This is a genomic window from Neisseria perflava (assembly GCF_002863305.2).
GTDB classification, from domain to species: domain Bacteria; phylum Pseudomonadota; class Gammaproteobacteria; order Burkholderiales; family Neisseriaceae; genus Neisseria; species Neisseria perflava_A.
This window is the reverse complement of the sequence record NZ_CP136962.1, coordinates 302,771-325,473: the sequence shown is the minus strand read 5'-3', so window position 1 is coordinate 325,473 and position 22,703 is coordinate 302,771. Positions and strand designations below refer to the sequence as shown.

The window sequence follows — 22,703 nt, the reverse complement described above, 5'->3', positions numbered from 1 at the left end:
GAGGGCACAAAATGACTTTTACCGCAGTCCTATTTGACCTCGACGGCGTCATTACCGACACCGCCGAATACCACTACCGCGCATGGAAAAAGCTTGCCGAAGAACTGGGCATCAGCATCGACCGCAAGTTTAACGAGCAGCTCAAAGGCGTATCGCGCGACGATTCGCTCAAACGCATCCTCGCGCACGGCGGCAAAACCGTCAGCGAAGTCGAGTTTGCCGAACTGACCCGCCGTAAAAACGACAACTACGTCGAGATGATTCAGGCAGTCAAACCCGAAGACGTATACCCCGGCATTTTGCCCCTGCTGGAAACATTGAAAGCAAACGGCAAAAAAATCGCCCTCGCGTCCGCCAGTAAAAACGGCCCGTTCCTGCTCGAACGCATGGGGCTGACCCACTTCTTCGACGCCATTGCCGACCCTGCCGCCGTCGCGCATTCCAAACCCGCCCCCGACATCTTCCTCGCCGCCGCCGAGGGCGTGGGCGCGGACATCCGCCGCTGCATCGGCATTGAAGACGCCGCAGCCGGCGTCGCCGCCATCAAAGCCGCCGACGCCTTACCCATCGGCGTGGGCAAAGCCGAAGACTTGGGCAGCGACATCGCGCTGGTGTCCGATACCGCCGAGCTGACCTACGCCTACTTGCAAAACGTGTGGGAACAGTCGGGCAGATAAAATTCTAAGGAAGTAAAAAGGCCGTCTGAAAACCTGAATCAGGTTTTCAGACGGCCTAAGATCTTTCTACAATCCCCTAAACTTCTACCAAGATACTTAGAGAATTTTGCAAAGCTCTTGTCAGTATTTCTAAAATGCAAGTGCCCACAGCGAACGGGCCAACAAAAACACAGATAACCCCAGTGTAATACTATTAAAGCGAGTTGCTCTCATATTGCAGCAAATTAATAGTATACAAACCAAACAACCGATTTGTATAAACGGTATCAACAGTACACCACCAGCCAACATAAACGAGGATATGATCGCCAGGGGCAACAATACCCACCAGGCAGGGATGTCATACCATCGAGCTTTCTTACTTAACGATTGAAACCGAAAATCCTGTACAACCAAAGAAACTAAAGCCAAACCTGAATAATTGACGGATGCCATCCACCAAAATACATTTTTATCTGCTAAAGCCCACCAATATAAAATAGGCGATAAAACTGTCAAAATCAGGAACACGCGCCTTGGAGATTGCAAGTAAAGTTTCCATGCCATAGCGGCATATACTGCTATCGCTGAGAAAACTGCACCCATGCCTGCTGAAATTAAAAGTTCCAAAGGCATGTTTGTAATATCATAATTCATAAGGGCACTGTGAAATTCGCTACGATTTCCCTCAGAGTAAAATGCCTCTGATGCTTCGCTTGAAAAATCAGAGAAGAAAACCATGCATACGATATACAGTAGGATTAGCTGCAGTATTGAGCCTGTATATTGCCGTGGACCGCGCCCAAACTGTAACGCGTTGACAACGATCAAACAGGCAACCGTCCATGCAGTAAATGGGATAGTTGCAAAGGAATACAGTAATTGAGGAGTTTCTCCACTATCGAGTAGTACTCCCAAACCCAATACCAACCATCCTATCGCAAACCCCACCCATGCCAAAATGGGCGCAGCCAAAACTCGTGAATAAGCCATTTGCCATGCCGATAAAGAAGACATTCGTAACTGGTCAAATGCATTGGAAGATATATCTTGTTTAAAACTCCTTTCTATCAAAATATAACCGGCCAAAGCTGACAGAGCCAAACCAAACCCACTCGTTATGATTAAATACTCTGACCATTCAGTACCTTCTCGTTTGGTTATAGCAAACAGTCCATACAAAATAAATATACCGGCAGCCATACCCCAGTTTAAATTCAACCATAGCAATCGTTGGAACTCTGCGTTTACCATGATTTTTGGCGGTTTGATACGATTCATGCAGCCTCTCCCTGTTTTTTGACCTGCAAACTGTTTTGATAACTTTGCAGCAAAGTAGTTTTCACAATATCAGCCCCACTCAACGCCAAATCCCTCAACACAACATCACGGATAAGCCGTACACGTGCCTCATCGCCTGAATCAATTAATACCAACAATGCAGAATCATCTACTTTTACATCATAAACGTAATCCAATCCTTGCAATACACCTGCCGCACCACTGATTTCCTCAGTTGCAAAACACAGGCGCACAGTTTGACGATCAGTATTTTCATCCTGCAACGCCTGGAACGCCTGAATTCTGCCTTGCTTAATAACAAGCATATGACTGCAATATTCGTCCAATTCAGACAAAATGTGGCTGGATACCAATATCGTCATACCTTCCTTCTGCAATTTAAGCAGCAATAACGACAACTCATGCCGTGCTTCAGGATCCAGGCCGCTAGCAGGTTCATCCAACAATAAAAATTTCGGCTTGTGAATAATGACCTGCCCAATACCTACGCGTTGCTTTTGACCTCGCGAAAGCTCACTGATAAAACTACCAAGCTTATCCTCCAAACCCAAAAGTTGGACAGTTTCACTCAAAATTTCAGGCAAATTTTTCTCTGGAACCCCGCGCGAACTGGCAGCATAAGTCAAACATTCCAAAACAGTAAGATCCTGCGGCAATCCAAAAATATCAGGCAAATAGCCTAATTTGGCATAACTCTCTCGAGGATTTTCTAAAACAGGTTGCCCATCTAAAAGAACCTTCCCACTACTTGGATTCTCCAAACCAGCCATACATCGCATCAGCGTCGATTTGCCCGCGCCATTCGGCCCAATTAGCCCTGTAATACTGCCTTGAGGAAGCTGTACCGAGATATCATGCAGCACTTGCTGTTCATCGTAATGAAAATACAGATTTTCAATGTTTATCATCAGTTGTCCTTATATTTCAGACGGTCTTATAGCCGCTGACATATTCAATAATGCATCATCATAACATTGAATGCCACCAAAAATATTTTCTAGATAGCATCAAAATTATAAAAAGACCTAGACCTTTGTAAAATTTCCCTAAATTCCCCCCAAGACATTTAGGGGATTTTCCATGACCACCTTCTTTCAGCAAACCGCCCAAGCCATGATTGCCAAATACATCGACCGTTTCCCTCTGTTGTCGTCTGGAAGGTAGTTTAGATACCCGATTATCAGGTATCTAAAGAAAATAAAAGAGGGAAATGTGTAACGGAAACAGCCGAAACCTATGTTTGTGGTTCTGCTGTTAATTGAAGAGAGTATTTAAAAAGGTTTCGACCTCTACTACTCTTATCTTTTTAATTCTACATTGATTTAGTTGAAAGTTGCTTGACGAATAATATCGTTTACATTCACATTATTCGGAAAATTATTCTGCATATTTTTTATTCGTTGGTCTTTCTCTTTTTGTGCCTGTTTCATTGCTTCTGCTTCGGCTCTTTCAATATGCGACAATGGCAGTACCGTCCGCCATCTCAGATACCCCCACGATGTGGCAGGCTCCACTCTAAACCAACCGATAGAATCATGTACATACTGCTCAAACATTTTGATGGCCGCCTGCGGAGGTGCTTTGTCGTTCCAAATTTCTTTGATACCTTCTTTTTCCCACTGCTCGATCTTTTCCTTCATCTGGATGGTTCCTCCTAATAATGCATTTTCACCGCTCAATTTTTCCTTTGCGAAATATCCTAGCGTATGATCTCGGAGGCCGTTTAAAAATCGCAATTCCAGCTCCAACCTTTTTTCTGCATCCCTCAAGTCATCAATATCCCTTTTCTTCATCCTTTTGGTTTCAACTTTGGACAAATTTGCACTCATGACTTTTTCTAGCATCCCATACCGCATTTTCCGCCAGCGGATATAGAATGCATACTGTTTGCGGATCATATCTCTCAAGTTTTTTCCACTTATATCGGTATTCTCACGGTAATTGTTAAAATCCCTAATTAAAATAGGATCAACTTTCATTATGTTTTTAATTGCTTGACTTTTACATTCCGAAGGAAGCAAAAATGGGACACCTGCTATGATAGCTTTCCGATACATAACAGATAAGGGAATTTGTGATAATTTGCCTGTATCAGGATCTACATTTACAGATTTCCCCTGTTCTGTTTTAGCATAACCACCACCCACATCCGAATGCACTCCAGGAAAAACGATTTCTTCACCTTTCATTCCTGCTATCGACGTAATTGGAAACGATCCGCGCGCTTCATGGGCTGCAACCAAATGTACTGTTTTATCTATTCCCGAAGGAAACATCAAATTCATTGCAGCCCAAGAATGATGACCGTCTTCTCCGCCAGATATAGTCAGTAAACGAGATGAACGCGCGCTTCCTACCGAAGCAACAGTATCAAATAAACCAAGAAATTTGATATTTATTCGAAATTTGATACTTAGTCCTGCCAAATAAGTATTCATACGTGTACAAAATGAACGTGCAGCCGTTGCCCCTCGAGAGAAACCAAATACATAAAGATTAACTGCTTCAATTCTGGGTTGCTTATTATTTTGTAATCTATCAGTGTAAGGGTACAGCTCTTGGAGAAATTTTGTTTTACTTCCATCTACTCTTCGCGCCATAAGATTCAGTGTATTTGCAGGGATTTCTGAATTACCACTCATTACCATCAAAAGATTTAACACTTGTAACATTGCCCAGATAATACGTGCATCGCCAAGGTTTGCTAAAGCCTCCCCCATTTGATTACTATTTTTATCAGCATTATTATCTCCAACTTGCCTAAAAGGCGTACCAACCCCAGGTATATAAATTTTTCGATACATACTTTGATATGCAAGAGCCTCAGGAAAATATTCTGGATCTTTATCAATAGCAAATTTCATTTGTGATACAGGAATAGCTCTATTTTCCCATTCACTGTCATAATAAACCGTTGCTGTTTGCCTAATCTGTTCTGGAGTTAAAATACCCTGTCCAGGAAATATGTCATATAACCTTGCTACATTATTATGACTTTGACTCGCTATATCAAAGTATTTATTGTTATTGGTCCCATCAAAAAAAATCCCAATATGAGCATACTTCGCACAAGTTGGGCAAGCTCGACCTTTGTTATCTTTACCTCCCGGCTGTAGTTTTTTACGAGATTTAATAATATTGATTTGTTCTTTAGACAAATCAAATGGGTCCTTAGAACAATTATCTGCAAATTTGAAAATTGCAATTTCATTCTCCATACTCTGGCGAGCGCCAATTAATTTCACACATTTTTTTGTTACTTACATTCCATTTCCAATTTTGACTAAGACATTCTTTCTGCCAGTTTAAACAGTCTTGATAAGTCCATAAATCATAATATTTATTGTTTTTTTCTTTCATATTTTGCAATACTCGGCATCTTATTCTATTTTGTTTTGCAATATTGTCATCATTATTAACATAATGTGGTAAATTCTTATAACAAAATGCCTTATTATGTCGACTCAAGCATACCATTAGGGGATTATCATATGACAATGAATGATCTTCCTTATTCCTTCTTATCCTTAATTCTGTTCTATGACCTTCTAAAAAAACCATATATATATCATCATACTGAAGATTATCAGATAGAATAAATTCTTGACTATAATATTGACTAGGGATATTTTCTGAAACCTTTTTTTCTTCCCATTTTAATAAAAAATGATTTTTTTTACTGTTATCTTTAAAGACTTGTATACAACATTTTTTTCCTTCTATCTGCAAAGGTTTAATATTATGCCCAGCATCAACTGCAAAATAGCCTTTTAATTCTAACGGCTCATAAGCTGAAATATTAGAAGAAGGTTTATCACTTATATTATATAATTTATAATTAATATAACGATCCGCATAATAATTAATAGGGGTAATTGATACGTTAACACTTTCTTTATTTTTAATTTCTTGTACAGCTACATTCTTTAATTCTTGATAACCATCCTCCCACACAGTTCTTCCGTTTGGCCCGGATAGTGATGCGCTATAAGTATCAAGGAAGAAAATAGGAACAAAAAACAGTACACCACCTATTAAGAGTATAGCCAGAAAAATTCTAGACTTTTTACGAATACGAGCAAATTTAGGTAGGATTACAATAACAATCAAAATTAAAAGCATTAAAATAAAAACATGAAACAAAGCAAATGAAAAAAGATAAATGTTCATTGTTATCCTTTAAAATATTCTAAACAATTTCTGATATTAAAATCTATCTAAAAAAATTCTTCTATTATTCCAACTTATTTGGTAATGACTGAGAATATCGCTAATAAATTCATTTATTAAAAATAATGAGGAACTAATATCTTCTTTTCCTAATTCATTATTGATATCTTTTCACAGCTTAGACTTAATATTTCCACTTGAGACCTTTGCAAAATTCCTTTTTCCCGACAGCCGAAACCTAAACATAGGTTTTCGGCTATTTTTATTTCAAATATCCACTGATTCTACCCAAATCCCCCCTTAATCCCCCTTAGATACCTGATTAATCAGGCATCCGGCCGCCTTTTAGGCAGCAACAGGCGCACTTAGCCTGTTGGCGGCTTTCAAAAGGTTCAAACACATCGCCTTCAGATGGCTTTGCGCACTCACTTTAATCAGTCCGAAATAGGCTGCCCGCGCATAGCGGAATTTACGGTGCAGCGTACCGAAGCTTTGTTCGACCACATAACGAGTCTTCGACAAATATCGGTTACGTTTGGTTTGGGCTTCCGTCAGCGGACGGTTGCGGTGTGCTTTGCGCATAATGCCGTCCAGCAACCGATGTTCTTTCAGATGTTGCCGGTTTTCCTTGCTGTCATAGCCTTTATCGGCATAGACGGTCGTACCTTTGGCTATCCCTTCCAGCAAAGGCGACAGGTGTTTGCACTCATGGGTATTGGCGGGGGTAATGTGCAGTTTCTCGATATAGCCTTCCGCATCGGTACGGGTATGTTGTTTGTAACCGAGTTTGTAGAGGCCGTTTTTCTTTATCCAACGGGCATCGCTGTCTTTACTCGGTGTGGTTTGGCCGCTGACTTGTCCTTCTTCATCGACTTCTATGGCCTGGCGCTGTTTGCTGCCGGCGGTCTGAATAATGGTGGCGTCAATGATGGCGGCGGATGCTTTCTCTACTTTTAGGCCTTTTTCGGTCAATTGTCGGTTGATCAGTTCCAGCAATTCGGACAGGGTGTCGTCTTGCACCAGCCAGTTGCGGTAGCGGCATAAGGTGCTGTAATCGGGAATGCTCAGTTCGTCAAAACGGCAAAACAGGTTGAAATCGATGCGGGTGATGAGGCTGTGTTCGAGTTCGGGATCGGAGAGGCTGTGCCATTGTCCGAGCAGGACGGCTTTGAACATGGACAACAGGGGATAGGCAGGACGGCCGCGGTGGTCTCGGAGGTAACGGGTTTTTTGACGATTCAGGTATTGTTCGATCGGTTGCCAATCAATCACCTGATCCAACTTCAATAGTGGGAAACGGTCGATGTGTTTGGCGATCATGGCTTGGGCGGTTTGCTGGAAGAAGGTGGTCATGGAAAATCCCCTAAATGTCTTAGTGGTAATTTAGGGGATTTTGCAAAGGTATCCGTCTGTTTAAACTTGAAACGACTATTTTATATTTCAAAATATATTGAAATCTATTAATTTCTATTTTATATTTTTATATTTTAAGAAATTATTTATAATATTCAAGTATAAAACATTAGCGATACTGAAAATTCTATCTACTATACCCAGGAAACGTTATATTTTTATTAAGACATAAAGGAATTTTTATATAAACTAAAAATTAAAACATCTTAATAATTATAGATTTTTCTAAATTTTAAAATACCCATACCATTAACCACTGTTTCATTTACTCCCATTCCAATAAAAGAAGCAACAGAATCATGAACGTAGTCACTAAAAAATTTATGGAATACTACTTCACTAGGTTTTAAATCATGTTGTTTTTTCTTAGAATACTCACTCACTAAATTAAGTAAAGGATTTATATTACTCAAAAAAACTTCTTCTGATATAAATTTTCTTGTTTTCCATATACTATCGTTTGCAGTCTTTGCACGAACATATGCGCTTTTATGATTAAATAAAAGTGTTCTTATATGATTATTAACTGTTGATAATTGCTGTTGTTGCTCACGTGAGGAGCAATGCTTATAAAAGTCACGAGTTTCGAAATCATTTAAGATGATACCACGATGTTTCAAATATTCAATATGGGCGAGATTACTAAGTGCAATTAAACTATGCGGTTTTCCTTGAGGAAATCCATTTTTTGATATCTCTAAAAGAAATTTATCAAATGCTGAATCATATTTTGTATCCAAATAAGCATCTGCTGCATCCCTTACTAGAAAAGACTGATGATTCTTTGCCTTACTTAAATTCAAAAGAGGTACTCCAGCCTTTCTTGCCAAAAAGTACATATGCCTACCTGGAATAATTGATATGTCGTATTTACCTTGAGTCCCATTATACATATTGACCCCAGTATTAAACCGTTTGCAATCTCCATACCCTCCTCCAATATCTGAATGTGCTCCAGGATAAGCATATTGTGTAGGGAAGCCTGAAAGAGAAGTTAAAGGAAAACAAGCTCGTACTTCGTTTAGTGCAACAAAATGATATAGTTTTTTTACATGTTTAGGTGTCACCTCTGCCTTTTTTGCCCAAGAATAGAAGCCATCCAAGCTCTTGGTATTACTATCAAAAATATCAACTAGACCCACTGAAGATACAGTATCAAAAAGACCTGCAAAATAGATATTTACAAAGAAGTCTCCAATTTTATTATTAGGAAAAACTGACTGAAAATGATTAAGAAACGCACGGGCTTCTGCCGCTCCGCGAGAGAAACCAAATACGGCCAAATTAATTGTTCCTAATTTTGCCTTTTTATCCCCAATAGTTTTCTTTAATCTTTCTACTATAATAGAAGCATTCCTAGCATCTAAAAAATTATTCTCTAAGTCAATTGTTATATTCTGATCAAGGAATTTTTTAGAATCTTTTTTCAATTTATCAAACTCTTCCTTACTTCTTACTCCATAGGCCGTATTTATAGTACTGCTCGAGTGGCGTCTAATATTGTTCTTCCCTTCATTCATAACTTTCATAAACTCTACTACATTCACTCCCGCAACAAAACGTGAAATGCGATTTATGATTTCAACATAGGCGTAATTTATTCGCCTCATACCTCCTCGTCCCAATGCAGCTCCACGTAATAAATCAAATGGACCATCATCATCAATTTCTTTAAAAGGAGTTCCAACTCCTTGCAGATATATTGAGAAAAAGCCTTCTGTTTCTTTAGAATTATGTAATGCATGTAGCCGCGCAACATTAGTATGTGCCCCCTTAGAAAAATCTCTTTCCTTATGATTCCCTGTGCCATCAAAAAAGATACTGATCATGATGTTCTTTGCACAGGTTTGCCGAGGGTTAGTACATTTAAGCAACTCTTTTAAAGCATCTTCATGATTTTTATTTTCAATATTATCTTGTTTCCATTTTTGTGCATTATTTGCTAAATATGCTTGCATTATTTTTTTATCCTATTCTCTATTAAGAAATTAATCATACATATAGACTAATCATACTTTACAATTCTTCTCACTTTTCATAAGTATCTTGTTTAGCAAGAATATGTTCATAATATGCATTCATAGGGTGCTTAGGATGCATTCGTGAATATCCTGTGACAAAAACTCTAACCTTATGCCCAGGTAAAATATGTGCCTGTATATAAGCTTCACTATCTCCAACATATTCAATAGGAACCTCCATATTTATATGCTCCCATTTATCTGGTTCTTCTCTTAGAATAGTTAATGTTACAGGAACTGGTTTACCAACCTTGATAGATACACAACAAACGACTGCTCCTCCTCCATTATATGGCAATGCATCCATTATAACTCTATCATCCGCCTCTCCTAACATTACCGTAGCAGCCTCTTTCGTATAACTATATACCTCCATTGAATAAGTTTTAGTTAAAGGCTTATTATAATATAAACCAATGATCAAGATAGATATTATACAAGCTACTATAATTAATAATCCTTTAGTTCTTTGTTTCACTTAAGATCATCCTTTTTAACACAATAAACTAAATCGCTTACTTAAGACCAATTTAAAATACTTTCTATATCATCTTTACTAGATATTAACGGCAATTTTCTTCTAACTTCATTATTATCAAAAATAGCAGGAGAATATTCAATAAACTTTTCAATAAAAAATAACTTATCTATATAATTTTCTATCTTTGTTTCAATAATTATTCTAATTAATATATTTATATGCTCATATATCTTAGAAGCAAGAGAGAAGTGCATTTTTAGTTCTCTATTTTTACTTAATTCAGCATATATCATATCTACTTCACTTAGATCGAATAAATTATCAGCCTGTTGTTCTGATAGAATAAGGGCAGTTTCGATTTCTTTATTAGTTTTTTCATTATCAAAAAATAAAATTTTCCAGTTTCCATCTCTATCTTTAATTCCCCACTCAACAATATATTTACCAATATGACTTCTCTGAAAATTATTTAGAATTTTATAAAAATTAGCCAAAGTGTGAGTATCAGCAAAACGATTAATATAACGTTGAGAATCATTTTCTATATAAATATCTAATAACCATAACCAAAAATCTATATTAAATGAATTATTTAATTTTACTATACTGAAAGTTGGTTTTCTATTACTAATTTTAACATAATACTTAATAGCCCTATTAAGATCTTCCTCCTGACACTCATCCAGTTTAAAATATAATACCTGAATTCCATAACTTCCCATTGTTTCAAAATCAGTATTTTTATATAAATTTGTAAGGCTAAAATCTTGGTACTTTAAATATTCACTATAGTTAAGTACCGCGCCATCTAATATGAGCAAGAAGGATGAATCTTTTGAAAAAGTACCTAGCCAATTTTTGATTTCCTGTTGTAAATCTGGCTGATTCTGAGATTGGAGATAATGGATACCCATTAGAGTTATTCCTTAATATTAATTGCTATTGGACTACGCGATTGTGCAGCCCGTTTCAAACAATCTAAACAAATTTTATTTTTAAAAAATACCGGTAGTGGCTTATCTAAACTATTCGCCCCATTCACCACCATCGGCGCCCTCACCCGTACCACCTTCGGACTCCCGATCTCGACCTCCCCGTTGCTCAACTTGATATACGCCCCCTTGCAGGTAATCAGTATCTCTTCCTTCGCCGCTATGGTGATTTTCCCTGCGCTGCTGGTTAACGTTGCGTCCTTTAAGGCATTCAGCTGCAATTCGTCATTCTGTGCCTGCACTTCCACTTTGCCCTGATTGGCCTGCATCTTGATGCCGCTGCTTTGCGCAAACAGGTTAACGCTCTCTGCCGCATGGGCGGTCAGGCTTTGGCCGGCGGTAATGTCGGTATGGTTGCCGCTGACCAGGTGGATGTTTTCATTGGCGGTGTGAAGTTGGCTTTGTTCTGTTGCGGTGGCAATGCCGGCGGGAGCGGTTTGGATTAAACCGGCCTCTTTCAGGTCTTTAAGGGCGTCTTTCAGACGGCCTCTTTGGGTTTCTTCATCGGTGTTGTGGTTGTTGGCGGTTTGGGCGGCTTTGTTCAGGCTTTTGGCCAGGGAGAGTGCCTGTTCGATCTGTGCGATGGCATCGTCCATATCCAGTACTTTGCCGTTGGCATCCTGGTTTTGTGCGCTGACGAGTATGCCCTTACCTGCCCGTACGGCACCCCAACCGTCGGTTCTGAGTTCGAAGCCTTCGCCATTCTCTCCGCGTTTGTTGCGGTTTGAGTCGACGATGTGGCCGAGGTTGAGTTGGGATTTCTGATAGTCGGTGGCGAGTTTGATGTGTTCCTGTCCCTGCAGGTCTTCCATCCTGAGTTTGTTGTTCGCCCAGGTACGGATGACGTTTCTTGTGTTCCAGTCTGCAGGAATGTGGTCGGTATGGGCACTGTCGTGCATGACGCCGGAGATATACGGACGGTCGGGATTACCCTGTACGAAGGACAGCATCACTTCGGTGCCTTCGTGTAAGGGGAAGTGGATGCCGTATTCGGGACCGGCATAGGGTTTGGCCAGTCGGACGGGACGGCTTTCCCCGCCCGGACTCCATTCGTCCAAATCAAACGGTAATTTGACGCGGTAACGGCCCATATCGTCTATATAGGCGTAGGTGCAGTTCTCAGCCGCGGTTACCCGTGCCGGTAAGGTACCGTCGATATGCGGACGCGGGGTGATGCGTTCGGGACGGTAGGCGAGTTGGGCGGGGATGGTGGTAAAGGTATGGCTGTAGGCGGTATCTCGGCTGCCGCTGTGTTCCATGGAAAGTACCAGCCAGCCGTCGGGTGCTTCGGGGAAGGCAGTATCGGTTTGGAACACTTTCATCGGTGCCATGGAGACGACGTTGCCGCTACCGTTGGCGATGGTTTGGCGGCAGAGGTTGGCTTCGTTCAACAGGGTCGTCTGAACTTGGGCTTCGTCGGTTGTTTTGGGATGAAGGCCCCAGTGCTGCTGTTTGCCCAATAAGACGGTATTGTCGGCTGATTCTTCGGACTGTTTGTTGTCGGTTTCGGCAAAAAGGTCGGTATCGGCACTGCGGTAGTTGTAGTCGGCCGTGCGTATGCCTTCGACGATGGGGTTGTGGCGGATGCTTAAGTTGAAGAGTGCTTCGGTACCGACACTCTCCAATCCGGCATGGGGTCGGTAGGAAACGGGTAAGCCTTGGCTGCGCCAATAGTGTGCGGGACTGTCGCCGAAGACGACTACGTCGCCATGTTGTTCATGCTGTTCGAAGGCATACCAGATGCCTTCTTCTTCACACAGACGGTTGATAAAGTCGAAGTCGCTTTCGAGATATTGGGTGACATACTCGCGTACGGTGTAGTTGCGGCTCTTTTGGAAACGGTAGTCGACACCGGAGAAGCCGTGATGTTTGAAGACGGCGGCAACGATGTCGGGGACGGTTTGGTATTGGAACAGCCGGGAAGTCTGGAAATGTTTTAAAGCCGCGAAGCGCGGCTCTAAAACAAAGCGGTAAACGGTTTCATCCTTGGAAACCGACAACTTCTCGCATGAGGTGATAATGCCCTGCCATTGCTTCGCCGGGGGATCGTCTGAAGCAGACCCGAATGCCCCGGCCACTTCCGACAGTAAGCCTTCCTGCGGACGAATCTCAAATGCTGCGCGCTGGTTGAGGTAGGAAGACAGCGGCAGTGTGGAATCGGTCGAGGTAGCGGTGATTTCAACACGGTAGGCGGTATTGACCGCTTCGGATGCGCTGAAAGAGCGAACTGAAAGTGAGGGGGAGAAACGGGCAAAGGTAAGGTGGTAGGATTGGCGGGCGGTCATGACGAGACAATTTTAGAATAACAATGAATTTGATATATTAACTTGAATTATGCCGATGGTAAAGCGAATGGGATAAATGGAAAAAAGGCCGTCTGAAAGGTAATAAATCCAGTTGATTTTAATCCCCTTATCAACAAACCTTAAAACTCTCTCCAATTAAATTTTTAAGAAATTTGCGTGAATCAACTTCTAAATCTAACTATTTTTTAATAACTATACCGCCCACTCATTTCTAATGAAAAAAGTACAAATTTAATGGAAAATACACACCTTCAAACTTAATTGCCTTTAAAAAAACGAATGCGTTCCTTCCTTCACATCCTCAAAAAAATCGTCAAAATAGCGCTGATCATCCCTATTTTTGCCCTATTGTATTTTTTGTCTGCTTGGATGATGGCTTCATTGCCGCTTAATGAAGAGCAGCCCAAAGGGGAAATTACTTTATTTTTAGTCAGTAACGGCGTGCATACTGATGTAGTCATGCCACTGAAGAATGATATTTTTGATTGGTCGGATGTCGTCAATCCAAAAGACACGCTCACTGCTGATCCTCAGATAACGCATATTGGTTTAGGCTGGGGGGAGCGCAATTTTTATTTATACACGCCTGAGTGGAAAGATTTGACTTTCTCCAATGCTTTAAGTGCATTAAGCGGGCTGAACCGTACGTTGATTCATGTTACTTATTATCCTTTTGAACCACGAGAAAATAGCTACGTCGTCAAATTTTTGGTCACGCCTGAGCAATACAGAAATTTAACAAAATCGCTCTTGGCCGGTTTTCAACAAAAAAATGGGCACCCCATCTTGCTAAAAGGAATCCATCATCAGTCTAACGATGCTTTTTACGAAGCCAAAGGACGCTATCATTTATTCAATACTTGTAACACTTGGCTGAATGACAAATTGGTTGAAAGCGGCCTTAAAGGCGTGTATTGGACTCCTTTCTCTTCGCCCTTGCTGGAACAATACCGATAGCCTTCACGCTTCTCAATTTATGGGTCTATGTAAAACTTCAGGCCGTCTGAAATTTTCAGACGGCCTGTATTTTGATAAAAACTCAAAGCCCTTTATTATATGAATGAAATTTTCTAATAGCATTAAATATTAATTTTTATAAACAAACTGATTTTAAATTCTATAAAATAATTAAAATAAAGAAATTTTAGAATAAAATTGCTAAAACAAAAAACTAAGCCTTGTTTAATTCTGCTAAAACCTGTAATCTGTATCAAAAATAAACAAGAGAGTTCATCATGTCCCAACACCACCCTACCGATGACATTAAAATCAAAGAAGTCAAAGAGTTACTCCCTCCAATCGCACATTTGTATGAGCTGCCTGTTACGCCTCACGTTGCCAATTTGGTTTATAAAACACGTCATGAGATTTCGGATTTGGTTCACGGCCGCGACAACCGTTTGCTGGTTATCATCGGCCCATGCTCGATTCACGATACTAAGGCGGCGGTAGAATATGCGCAAAAATTGCTGCCTTTGCGCAAAAAATATGAGAAAGAGCTGCTGATTGTGATGCGCGTGTATTTTGAAAAACCGCGTACAACCGTTGGCTGGAAAGGTCTGATTAACGATCCGCACTTGGACGGTACGTTTGACATCAACTACGGCCTGCGCCAAGCGCGTCAGTTGTTGCTGACTTTGAACGAAATGGGCATGCCTGCTTCGACTGAATTCTTGGACATGATTACGCCGCAATACTACGCCGACCTGATTTCTTGGGGCGCGATTGGTGCGCGCACGACTGAAAGCCAGGTACACCGCGAATTGGCCAGCGGACTCTCCTGCCCTGTCGGTTTTAAAAACGGTACGGACGGTAATCTGAAAATCGCCATCGACGCCATCGGCGCCGCCAATCATCCGCACCACTTCCTGTCTGTAACCAAAGCCGGTCATTCCGCAATTGTCCACACCAGCGGCAACCCTGACTGCCATGCAATTTTGCGTGGCGGTAAAGAGCCTAATTACAGCGCAGAACACGTTAAAGACGCGGTTGCGCAGCTTCAAAAAGCCGGCGTGAGCAGCAAACTGATGGTAGACTGCAGCCATGCCAACAGCCGTAAAGACTTCCGCAAACAAATGGATGTAGCGCGCGATGTTGCGGAGCAGCTGAAAGCCGGTGAAGAAAATATCATGGGCGTGATGGTGGAAAGCCACTTGGTTGAAGGCCGCCAAGACAAGCCTGAAATTTACGGTCAAAGTATTACGGATGCCTGCATCGGTTGGGATACGACTGAAGAATTGCTGGCCCTTCTTGCCGAAGCGAAAGGTTACCAAGCGTAAGTGCGAAACCATTAAAAAGACCGGATATGTTCCGGTCTTTTTTGCGTTTGTCATTTTGATTTCTTTGCTCAAGATCCCGAGCAATTTTTAGTCAGGTTCGACATAAAAACAATATGTTAGAAATATTCAGGCCGTCTGAAAACCCGATCATTCAGGTTTTCAGACGGCCTGTCCTACTTTTCTTTTCAATTAAAACGTGTGTTTAACCGTTGCAGTCACACTACGCGGCGTGCCGTAAACGTGAATATCCGGCATGGTGCGATAGCGTTTGTTAAAGACGTTTTCAAAGTCCAAACTGATGCGGGTGGATTTGCCGATTTTGTAATGACCGGTCAAATCCAGCGTTGCGTACGGACGTTGGGTCAACGCGGCCGCGGCAGCTGGATTGATGTCTGCAGGGTATTCGTCCAGCGTGTGGCTTCGGCTTTGCCAGTTGACGTTGGCACCCAGGTTCAAACGGTCGGTTACGTCATACGCGGTAAAGAGTTTGAACAGATGAACCGGATAAGACGGATGCAGTTGAACACCTTCGCTGTCTTTGATTTTGGAACGTGCATAAGACGCATTCAGCAGCCATTTATCGCTCAGGCGGCCGCCGACAGAGAGTTCCACGCCTTTTGTTGTGGTGTTGTCGGCTGCGCGGTAGTATTCCTCGCCATTCGCGAATTTGCCTGCGACAACGCCCAAATGGTCGCGTTTGTTCATAAAAACGGAAGCGGAAGCATTCAGACGGCCTTCAAACCATGACGCTTTCAAACCGGTCTCGTAGGTTTTGCCGCGCTGCGGTTTGAGCGCCGCGCCGTCTTTGGTCAGGTAACGTACTTGCGGACGGAAAATGGTGGTGTAAGATGCATAGGCGGTCAGATTGTCGCCGATGTCGTAGGTTACGCCCAAATAAGGAATGAAAACATTTTGTTTGTGGCTGCTGTGTGCGAATTTGTTACGGCTGGTGCTGTAACGGTAACGCCAATCCACAAAACGGCTGCCGCCGATAAAGGCGAGTTTGTCGGTCAGTTTGAAACGGGTCGAGCCGTAAACCGACAGGTTTTTCATGCGTGAAAAACCATCGCGCAGATACGGCATATCGGGTTTGGCGATATTGCCGTTAAAGAGGCGCAAATCAGGAATCGTCGATTCGCCTTCTTCATAGAAAGACAGGTTTTCTTTGTTTTCCTGATAGCTGATGCCCGCATTGAACTCATGCGAACGGCCCAACGCTGGATAATTGCCGTCCAAGGTCAATGAAAAATTCTGGTCGCGGTATTTGCTGCGGTCGCGGTCTGAAGTGAAAAGTGCAGAGTAATCGGAATTGATTTCAAATGTACCGGCAATGCCTGAAACGATGTCGTTTTTACCCGAAACATGGCTGTAATCGCCTGTCAGTTTCCAGCCATTGTCAAACTCATGGCTGAGGGAAGTGAATACTTCGGCACTGGTGTCTTTGCCGTATGCCCAGCGTGCGGACGAATTGCTACGCGGCGAAGACTCAAACGGTATGAATCCAGTACGGCGCGAACCTGCTGCGGTCAGATAGCTGAAACGCGAGCTACCGGTATTGCGGAAACGGTGTATTTCCGTACCGAGGCGCCATTGGGTTTGCGGCGTGATATCGTAAGACAAAGTGCCGTAGAAAGTGTGATTGTGGCGCGAAGTGTTCGGCAGGTAATCGCCGCCATGGTCGCTGACCAAAATAGCGCGGCCGCGCAAGGTATTGTCTGCATTCAAAGGCTGATTGGCATCAAGGACGAAGCGGTAGTGGTTCCACGAACCGACTCCGGCTTCTACGCTGACGGCAGGTTTGGCAGTCGGTTTTTTGCGTTCCAAAGCAACCGTACCGCCCGGCTCGCCCATACCGCCGTTGGACAAACCGCTTGCGCCGCGTACGACGACGACTTGTTCGTACAATGTGCTGTCCAGATTGTTGGTGCCGCGGCGGATGGCTTTACCGTCGTAAAGGAATTTGGGCGCGCCGTCCACGGAAATGCTGTCAATCGCCTGACTGCGCGAAATAAATTGGCTGTGGCCGGATACGTTGTTGCCCATTTTGCTGTGGAATACGCCCGGTGTTTGTTTCAATACGTCCTGCAGGCTGTCCAAGCCTTGGTCTTCGATTTGTTTTGCCGTTACGACAGACAGGGACTGCGGCGTTTCGCGCTGGGTCAGGCGGATGCCTGTCGCGGCGGAGGAAGCGGGAATGGTGTAGTTGGAAGTAGTCTGTTTACCGACACCTTGGACGGTAACTGTCGGTAAATCGACATGTTCTTGCGGCTGGGTATTTTCTACTTCGGTCGCAAAAGAATACGCCGAACACAGCGCCAGACTGACGGCAAAGCTTAATTTGCCATAGGGGAATACAGGTAGTGACATAGCCTCTCCAATTAGCTTATCTTTACAATTTGGTCGCAGATTCTATCAAAAAGATGTAGTCCGATGAAACTATGTTCTAATCACTATTTTCTAAGTCATTTGTTTCATTAAAAATATTTCTTTAAGACTAATCATAATTAACTAGAAAGGCCGTCTGAAAACCCGCATCATCAGGTTTTCAGACGGCCTTAATCTTTTTATTACAAGGTAATCAGTCTGCCAATTTTCGTGCCAATTCTGCCAAACGTTTACCTTGTGCGAAGGCAATATCGTTTTCTTCAGCAGTCAATGCCGGCTTGCTGTCGTGGCCGGAAACATGGCTTGCGCCGTAAGGCGTGCCGCCGCTTTGGGTATTGCTGAGCGCGGACTCGGTATATGGAATGCCGCTGATGACCATGCCGTGGTGCAGCAGGGGCAGCATCATGGTCAGCAGGGTGCTTTCTTGGCCGCCGTGCAGCGAAGATGTGCTGGTGAATACGGTGGCAGGCTTGCCGACGAGTTCTGCGCCGAGCCAAAGGGGAATGGTGCCGTCGATAAAGTATTTCATCGCGGCGGCCATATTGCCGAAACGTGTCGGGCTGCCGAGCGCGAGGCCGGCGCAGTTTTTGAGGTCGTCGGCAGTCGCGTATGGCGCGCCTTCGTCGGGAATGTCTTTTTCAACGGCTTCGCAAACGGTGGAAACTTTGGGAACGGTACGCAATACGGCTTCGCAACCGTCCACGCTTTCGATACCGCGTGCGATTTGGCGGGCAAGGTTGCGCGTGCTGCCATTTTGGGAATAAAAGAGGACGAGGATTTTCAGGGGATTTGGGTTCATTTGGGATTTCCGTTACAATGCTGTCAGGTTTCAGACGGCCTTTTAAATACTCGGGCCGTCTGAAAAGAAGAAATTTCAATTTAAAAGTGGGAAAAGGTTATGCCGTTTTCGCAATGGTGGCAAGGTTTTTTAAAGAGTAAAGGCGTGGCGTTCGCTTGGTTTGTCGTGCGCCGTTTTGATGAGGAGCGTGTGCCGCAGGTGGCGGCAAGCATGACGTTTACAACGCTTTTGGCTTTGGTGCCCGTGTTGACGGTGATGGTCGTCATCGCTTCTGCCTTCCCCGTTTTCGACCAATGGTCGGGGGAATTTGTCTCTTTTATCAACCGCACCATTGTGCCGCAGGGCGCGGACATGGTGTTTGACTACATCAATGCGTTCCGCGATAAGGCCACCAACCTGACGGCGATCGGCAGTGTGATGTTGGTCGTAACCTCGCTGATGCTGATTCGGACGATAGACAATGCGTTCAACCGGATTTGGCGCGTCAATTCGCAACGGCCTTGGATGATGCAGTTTTTGGTGTATTGGGCGTTGCTGACGTTTGGGCCTTTGTCTTTGGGCGTGGGCTTGTCGGTCGTGATCGGTCAGGTGCAAGTAGTGGGCGGCTCGGAATGGTTGAGGGGCATAACCACGGTTTCATTTATTACGCTGCTGCTGTGGGGCTTATACCGCTTTGTACCCAACCGTTTCGTGCCTGCCAGCCATGCTTTGGTCGGCGCGGCCGTAACGGCGTTTTGCTTGGAAACGGCACGCTTTTTGTTCGCTTGGTACATGGGCAACTTTGACGGCTACAAATCGATTTACGGCGCATTTGCCGCTGTACCGTTTTTCCTGTTGTGGCTCAACCTGTTATGGACGTTGGTATTGGGCGGCGCAGTTTTGACCTCGTCCCTGTCCTATTGGCGCGGCGAAGCGTTCCGCCGCAGTCTGGATGCGCGCGGCCGCTTTGACGATGTATTGAAAATCCTGCTGCTGCTCGACTCTGCCCAACAAAGCGGCAAGGCATTGCCGGTGCAGGAGTTCAGACGGCATATCAATATGGGCTACGATGAATTGGGCGAGCTTTTAGAAAAACTGGCGCAACACGGTTATGTCTATTTCGGCCGTCAGGGATGGGTCTTGAAAATGGGAGCGGAGTCCATCGACTTGGCGGAGCTGTTCAAACTTTTTGTCTACCGTCCGCAAACGCTTAATAAAGACAAGGTCAATCAAACGGTTGACCACATCATGCAGCCCTGCTTGGAAACCTTGAACATGACGCTTGCCGAGTTCGGCGCCCATACAAAAAAACAATCCTCTTAAACCTGATGCCGTCTGAAAGCAAAAATATCAAGTTTCAGACGGCCTTTGCTATAATCGGCACACTACTGAATACAATATTCAACCTACAAGGAAAAATAGATGAAAACACCAGCCCTACTCTCTCTGCTCGGTTTGATTCCATCTGCCGCCTTTGCCGCCCACGGCGTAGGCCTTGGCCAACCACCCAAATATCCGGCCAACTTCACCGCTTTCGAATACGTCAATCCCAACGCCCCCAAAGGCGGCACGTTTACCACGCCTTTCCTCGGTGCTTTTGACACGCTCAACCCCTTTACCCTCAAAGGCAACCACGAATACGGCATCAGCATGCTGACGCTCGACACCCTGACCGAGCAAAGCATGGACGAACCTTACGCCGTTTACGGCCTGATTGCCGAAGACATCGCCCTGGCGCCGGACGGTCTTTCCGTTACCTTCAAAATCAACCCCAAAGCCAAATTCCACAACGGCGACCCCGTTTTGGCCAAAGACGTTGCCGCTTCATTTAACATCCTGACCAAAGACAAAGCCGCCGCCCCCATGTACCACTTCTACTGGAGCGACGTAGCCAAAGTAGAAACGCCCAACGACCGCACCGTCGTATTCCGCTTCAAGCAGCGTAACTCAGAATTGCACATGATTCTCGGCAGCCTGCCCGTCTTCTCGCATAAAAGCTATCCCAAAGGTCTGGCAGCCGCACCCAACAGCCTGCCGATCGGTTCCGGCCCCTACCGTTTTGCCAAAGCCGAAAACGGCCGCATCAGCGAGTTTGTCCGCGACAAAAACTACTGGGCTCAAAACCTGCCCGTGCGCAAAGGCCGCTACAACTACGACCACATCCGCATCAAATACGTCAAAGACGAAGTTGTCCGCATCGAAGGGTTAAAAGGCGGCCAATATGACTTCGTACAAGAAAACGTTGCCCGCAACTGGGCGCGCGCCTACTCCGACGAAGTCCTCAAAAAACGCAATCTGTCCAAACACGAATGGGTACAAAACAGCACAGCCGGCATGCAAGGCTTCGTCATCAATATGCGCCACAAGCCCTTGGACAATATTTACGTCCGCCGTGCCTTGATTGAAAGCTTCGACTACGAAAGCGTCAACAGCCGCATCTTCTACGGCGCATACCGCCGCACCGACAGCTTCTTCACAAACAGCACCATGGCCGCAACCGGCAAGCCTGACAGCGCGGAAACCGTATTGCTCAAATCATTGGGTACCAAGCTGCCCGACGGCGTATTGGATCAAGACGTCCCTATGCCGCCGGTTACCGACCCCAAACTGGGCGTGCGCCCGAACCTGCTCAAAGCACGCGCCCTGCTTGAAAAAGGCGGCTATCAATACAAAAACGGCAAAGCAGTCGACAAACAAGGCAAACCGCTGACCTTTGAATTCCTCGCCCCAAGCAAAAACTACGAACGCATTACCGCCAAATGGCAGCGTGACCTCGCCAAAATCGGCATTACCATGAACGTGCGCACCGCCGACTCCGCCGTGTACCAAAAACGCATGAACGACTTCGATTTTGACGTGACCACAGGCTACTACGGCAACAGCGAAAGCCCCGGCAACGAGCAATACGACTACTTCAGCTGCGCCGCCGCCAAAACCGAAGGCAGCCGCAACCTATCCGGCGTCTGTCATCCTGCGGTTGAAAAACTGCTGACCCATTTCAACAGCTTTACCAACCGCAAAGAGCTGCAAACCACCTCGCGCGCGCTCGACCGACTGATCCGCCACCAATACACCATCGTTCCAAACTGGTTCGCCGACCGCTATCGCGTCGTGTACCGTAACGATGTCGGCATTCCGTCCAAGCTGCCGAAATACTACGACCCCATCACCTTCGCCATGACCGCAGGCTGGAAGAAAAAGTAGTCGCATTTCGACAACACGTCCAAACGGCTGACAAGCCCTTGGCGTGTAGTCCTAAGCATAGAATCATAAAACCTAGTTGTTTGTTTAAAAAAAATCAATCGACTGATTCCAAACAAACATAAAAGAAAAAACAACTTAAAGCCAAATCAAAGGCCGTCTGAAACATCCGTCAGCAAAATCATCTGCAACGGAACATTTCAGACGGCCTTTTCGTCTCTTTCCAATCCATTTTCGCAACCGAAGCAAAATCTCGAAAATGAACAAAAAATTGCAAAATAATGCCCTCAAATTTTACAAAACCGTGTACACTGCAAGGTAAGATTTTGAATTATAAGGTTAATCTTAATAAAAACTACAATCATCCAAATTTAACCCAAATCAAGCATTCATATAACAAACAAAAGGAACAATAATATGGAAATCAAGCGTCTCTCTACCATTCTCAAACTGATTGCCAACCCCGAACGTATGGCCATTCTTTTTCTACTGCTTGACGGCGACCGCAGCATTACCGAACTGGCACAGGCACTCGACTCCTCCCCGACCGGCATCGCCAACCACCTCGCACGCCTGCGCACCGAAGGCATCATCGATTTCACGCGCTACCACCGCATCATCGAATACCGCATCATCTCCGAAGAAGCCACCACCATCCTCAATACCCTACGCACGCTCAAAGACCAAGCCGAATAAACAAATTATTCCACATCACAACA

Annotated in this window: 17 protein-coding genes; 6 read left to right on the top strand and 11 right to left on the bottom strand. The window is 44.3% G+C overall.

Features of this window, described 5'->3' with window-relative positions; all coding sequences use genetic code 11:
* The first annotated feature begins 11 nt into the window (after positions 1 to 11).
* Positions 12 to 677: a beta-phosphoglucomutase gene (gene pgmB, locus CYJ98_RS01455; protein ID WP_101755010.1), complete on the top strand. Its 666-nt coding sequence runs from the start codon at positions 12 to 14 to the stop codon at positions 675 to 677.
* 129 nt (positions 678 to 806) lie between these two features.
* On the opposite strand, the gene CYJ98_RS01450 is transcribed toward pgmB, so the two are convergent.
* The 9 genes from CYJ98_RS01450 to CYJ98_RS01410 form a co-directional block, all read right to left on the bottom strand.
* The gene (locus CYJ98_RS01450) at positions 807 to 1,937 is read right to left on the bottom strand and encodes a hypothetical protein (RefSeq protein WP_101755009.1); all 1,131 of its coding nucleotides are present in this window, start codon (positions 1,935 to 1,937) and stop codon (positions 807 to 809) included.
* Positions 1,934 to 2,866 (bottom strand): ABC transporter ATP-binding protein, encoded by a 933-nt coding sequence (locus tag CYJ98_RS01445; RefSeq protein WP_101755008.1) that lies wholly within the window; start codon positions 2,864 to 2,866, stop codon positions 1,934 to 1,936. Before CYJ98_RS01445 ends, CYJ98_RS01450 begins: the two co-directional genes overlap by 4 nt.
* A 414-nt stretch (positions 2,867 to 3,280) precedes the next feature.
* Positions 3,281 to 5,203 carry a T6SS phospholipase effector Tle1-like catalytic domain-containing protein gene (locus tag CYJ98_RS01440; protein ID WP_143485303.1) on the bottom strand — a complete coding sequence of 641 codons (1,923 nt, stop codon included), beginning with the start codon at positions 5,201 to 5,203 and terminating at the stop codon, positions 3,281 to 3,283.
* Positions 5,166 to 6,128 carry a hypothetical protein gene (locus CYJ98_RS01435; RefSeq protein WP_101755006.1) on the bottom strand — a complete coding sequence of 321 codons (963 nt, stop codon included), beginning with the start codon at positions 6,126 to 6,128 and terminating at the stop codon, positions 5,166 to 5,168. The genes CYJ98_RS01440 and CYJ98_RS01435 overlap by 38 nt, the downstream gene beginning before the upstream one ends.
* Positions 6,129 to 6,473: 345 nt before the next feature.
* The gene (locus CYJ98_RS01430) at positions 6,474 to 7,481 is read right to left on the bottom strand and encodes an IS5 family transposase (protein ID WP_317870012.1); all 1,008 of its coding nucleotides are present in this window, start codon (positions 7,479 to 7,481) and stop codon (positions 6,474 to 6,476) included.
* Positions 7,482 to 7,747: 266 nt separating this feature from the next.
* Positions 7,748 to 9,499 (bottom strand): T6SS phospholipase effector Tle1-like catalytic domain-containing protein, encoded by a 1,752-nt coding sequence (locus CYJ98_RS01425; protein WP_101756430.1) that lies wholly within the window; start codon positions 9,497 to 9,499, stop codon positions 7,748 to 7,750.
* Between the two features lie 70 nt (positions 9,500 to 9,569).
* Positions 9,570 to 10,040: a hypothetical protein gene (locus CYJ98_RS01420; protein WP_101756429.1), complete on the bottom strand. Its 471-nt coding sequence runs from the start codon at positions 10,038 to 10,040 to the stop codon at positions 9,570 to 9,572.
* 41 nt (positions 10,041 to 10,081) lie between these two features.
* On the bottom strand, positions 10,082 to 10,957 hold the full coding sequence (locus tag CYJ98_RS01415; RefSeq protein WP_101756428.1) for a hypothetical protein: 876 nt from the start codon (positions 10,955 to 10,957) through the stop codon (positions 10,082 to 10,084).
* 5 nt (positions 10,958 to 10,962) lie between these two features.
* Entirely contained in the window at positions 10,963 to 13,320 is a 2,358-nt protein-coding gene (locus CYJ98_RS01410; protein ID WP_317870011.1) for a type VI secretion system Vgr family protein, read from the bottom strand.
* Positions 13,321 to 13,620: 300 nt separating this feature from the next.
* Here CYJ98_RS01410 and CYJ98_RS01405 point away from each other — a divergent pair, with 300 nt between their 5' ends.
* Together CYJ98_RS01405 and aroG are read left to right on the top strand one after the other, a co-directional pair.
* The gene (locus tag CYJ98_RS01405; RefSeq protein ID WP_101756378.1) at positions 13,621 to 14,298 is read left to right on the top strand and encodes a TIGR02117 family protein; all 678 of its coding nucleotides are present in this window, start codon (positions 13,621 to 13,623) and stop codon (positions 14,296 to 14,298) included.
* Between the two features lie 278 nt (positions 14,299 to 14,576).
* A complete protein-coding gene (gene aroG, locus CYJ98_RS01400) occupies positions 14,577 to 15,620 on the top strand; it encodes a 3-deoxy-7-phosphoheptulonate synthase AroG (protein WP_101756380.1) in 1,044 nt (347 codons plus the stop codon).
* Between the two features lie 189 nt (positions 15,621 to 15,809).
* Here the strand turns inward: aroG and CYJ98_RS01395 are convergent, their stop codons facing one another.
* Together CYJ98_RS01395 and wrbA are read right to left on the bottom strand one after the other, a co-directional pair.
* Positions 15,810 to 17,987, bottom strand: coding sequence for a TonB-dependent siderophore receptor (locus tag CYJ98_RS01395; RefSeq protein ID WP_101756381.1), 2,178 nt, complete (start codon positions 17,985 to 17,987; stop codon positions 15,810 to 15,812).
* Between the two features lie 211 nt (positions 17,988 to 18,198).
* On the bottom strand, positions 18,199 to 18,804 hold the full coding sequence (gene wrbA, locus CYJ98_RS01390) for an NAD(P)H:quinone oxidoreductase (protein WP_101756382.1): 606 nt from the start codon (positions 18,802 to 18,804) through the stop codon (positions 18,199 to 18,201).
* 99 nt (positions 18,805 to 18,903) lie between these two features.
* Here wrbA and CYJ98_RS01385 point away from each other — a divergent pair, with 99 nt between their 5' ends.
* From CYJ98_RS01385 to CYJ98_RS01375, 3 genes are all read left to right on the top strand, one after another.
* Complete coding sequence (locus CYJ98_RS01385; RefSeq protein WP_101756383.1) at positions 18,904 to 20,106, top strand: YihY family inner membrane protein; 1,203 nt, start codon at positions 18,904 to 18,906, stop codon at positions 20,104 to 20,106.
* A 99-nt stretch (positions 20,107 to 20,205) separates the two neighbouring features.
* Positions 20,206 to 21,987 (top strand): extracellular solute-binding protein, encoded by a 1,782-nt coding sequence (locus CYJ98_RS01380; protein ID WP_101756384.1) that lies wholly within the window; start codon positions 20,206 to 20,208, stop codon positions 21,985 to 21,987.
* Between the two features lie 414 nt (positions 21,988 to 22,401).
* Positions 22,402 to 22,680: an ArsR/SmtB family transcription factor gene (locus CYJ98_RS01375; RefSeq protein WP_049331758.1), complete on the top strand. Its 279-nt coding sequence runs from the start codon at positions 22,402 to 22,404 to the stop codon at positions 22,678 to 22,680.
* The last annotated feature ends 23 nt before the right edge of the window (positions 22,681 to 22,703 follow it).

Excerpts from the sequence above, each read along its gene's own strand:
- pgmB (WP_101755010.1), top strand. The coding sequence starts at position 12 with ATGACTTTTACCGCAGTCCTATTTGACCTCGACGGCGTCATTACCGAC.
- CYJ98_RS01450 (WP_101755009.1), bottom strand. The coding sequence starts at position 1,937 with ATGAATCGTATCAAACCGCCAAAAATCATGGTAAACGCAGAGTTCCAA.
- CYJ98_RS01445 (WP_101755008.1), bottom strand. The coding sequence starts at position 2,866 with ATGATAAACATTGAAAATCTGTATTTTCATTACGATGAACAGCAAGTG.
- CYJ98_RS01435 (WP_101755006.1), bottom strand. The coding sequence starts at position 6,128 with ATGAACATTTATCTTTTTTCATTTGCTTTGTTTCATGTTTTTATTTTA.
- CYJ98_RS01430 (WP_317870012.1), bottom strand. The coding sequence starts at position 7,481 with ATGACCACCTTCTTCCAGCAAACCGCCCAAGCCATGATCGCCAAACAC.
- CYJ98_RS01425 (WP_101756430.1), bottom strand. The coding sequence starts at position 9,499 with ATGCAAGCATATTTAGCAAATAATGCACAAAAATGGAAACAAGATAAT.
- CYJ98_RS01415 (WP_101756428.1), bottom strand. The coding sequence starts at position 10,957 with ATGGGTATCCATTATCTCCAATCTCAGAATCAGCCAGATTTACAACAG.
- CYJ98_RS01410 (WP_317870011.1), bottom strand. The coding sequence starts at position 13,320 with ATGACCGCCCGCCAATCCTACCACCTTACCTTTGCCCGTTTCTCCCCC.
- CYJ98_RS01405 (WP_101756378.1), top strand. The coding sequence starts at position 13,621 with ATGCGTTCCTTCCTTCACATCCTCAAAAAAATCGTCAAAATAGCGCTG.
- aroG (WP_101756380.1), top strand. The coding sequence starts at position 14,577 with ATGTCCCAACACCACCCTACCGATGACATTAAAATCAAAGAAGTCAAA.
- CYJ98_RS01395 (WP_101756381.1), bottom strand. The coding sequence starts at position 17,987 with ATGTCACTACCTGTATTCCCCTATGGCAAATTAAGCTTTGCCGTCAGT.
- wrbA (WP_101756382.1), bottom strand. The coding sequence starts at position 18,804 with ATGAACCCAAATCCCCTGAAAATCCTCGTCCTCTTTTATTCCCAAAAT.
- CYJ98_RS01385 (WP_101756383.1), top strand. The coding sequence starts at position 18,904 with ATGCCGTTTTCGCAATGGTGGCAAGGTTTTTTAAAGAGTAAAGGCGTG.
- CYJ98_RS01380 (WP_101756384.1), top strand. The coding sequence starts at position 20,206 with ATGAAAACACCAGCCCTACTCTCTCTGCTCGGTTTGATTCCATCTGCC.
- CYJ98_RS01375 (WP_049331758.1), top strand. The coding sequence starts at position 22,402 with ATGGAAATCAAGCGTCTCTCTACCATTCTCAAACTGATTGCCAACCCC.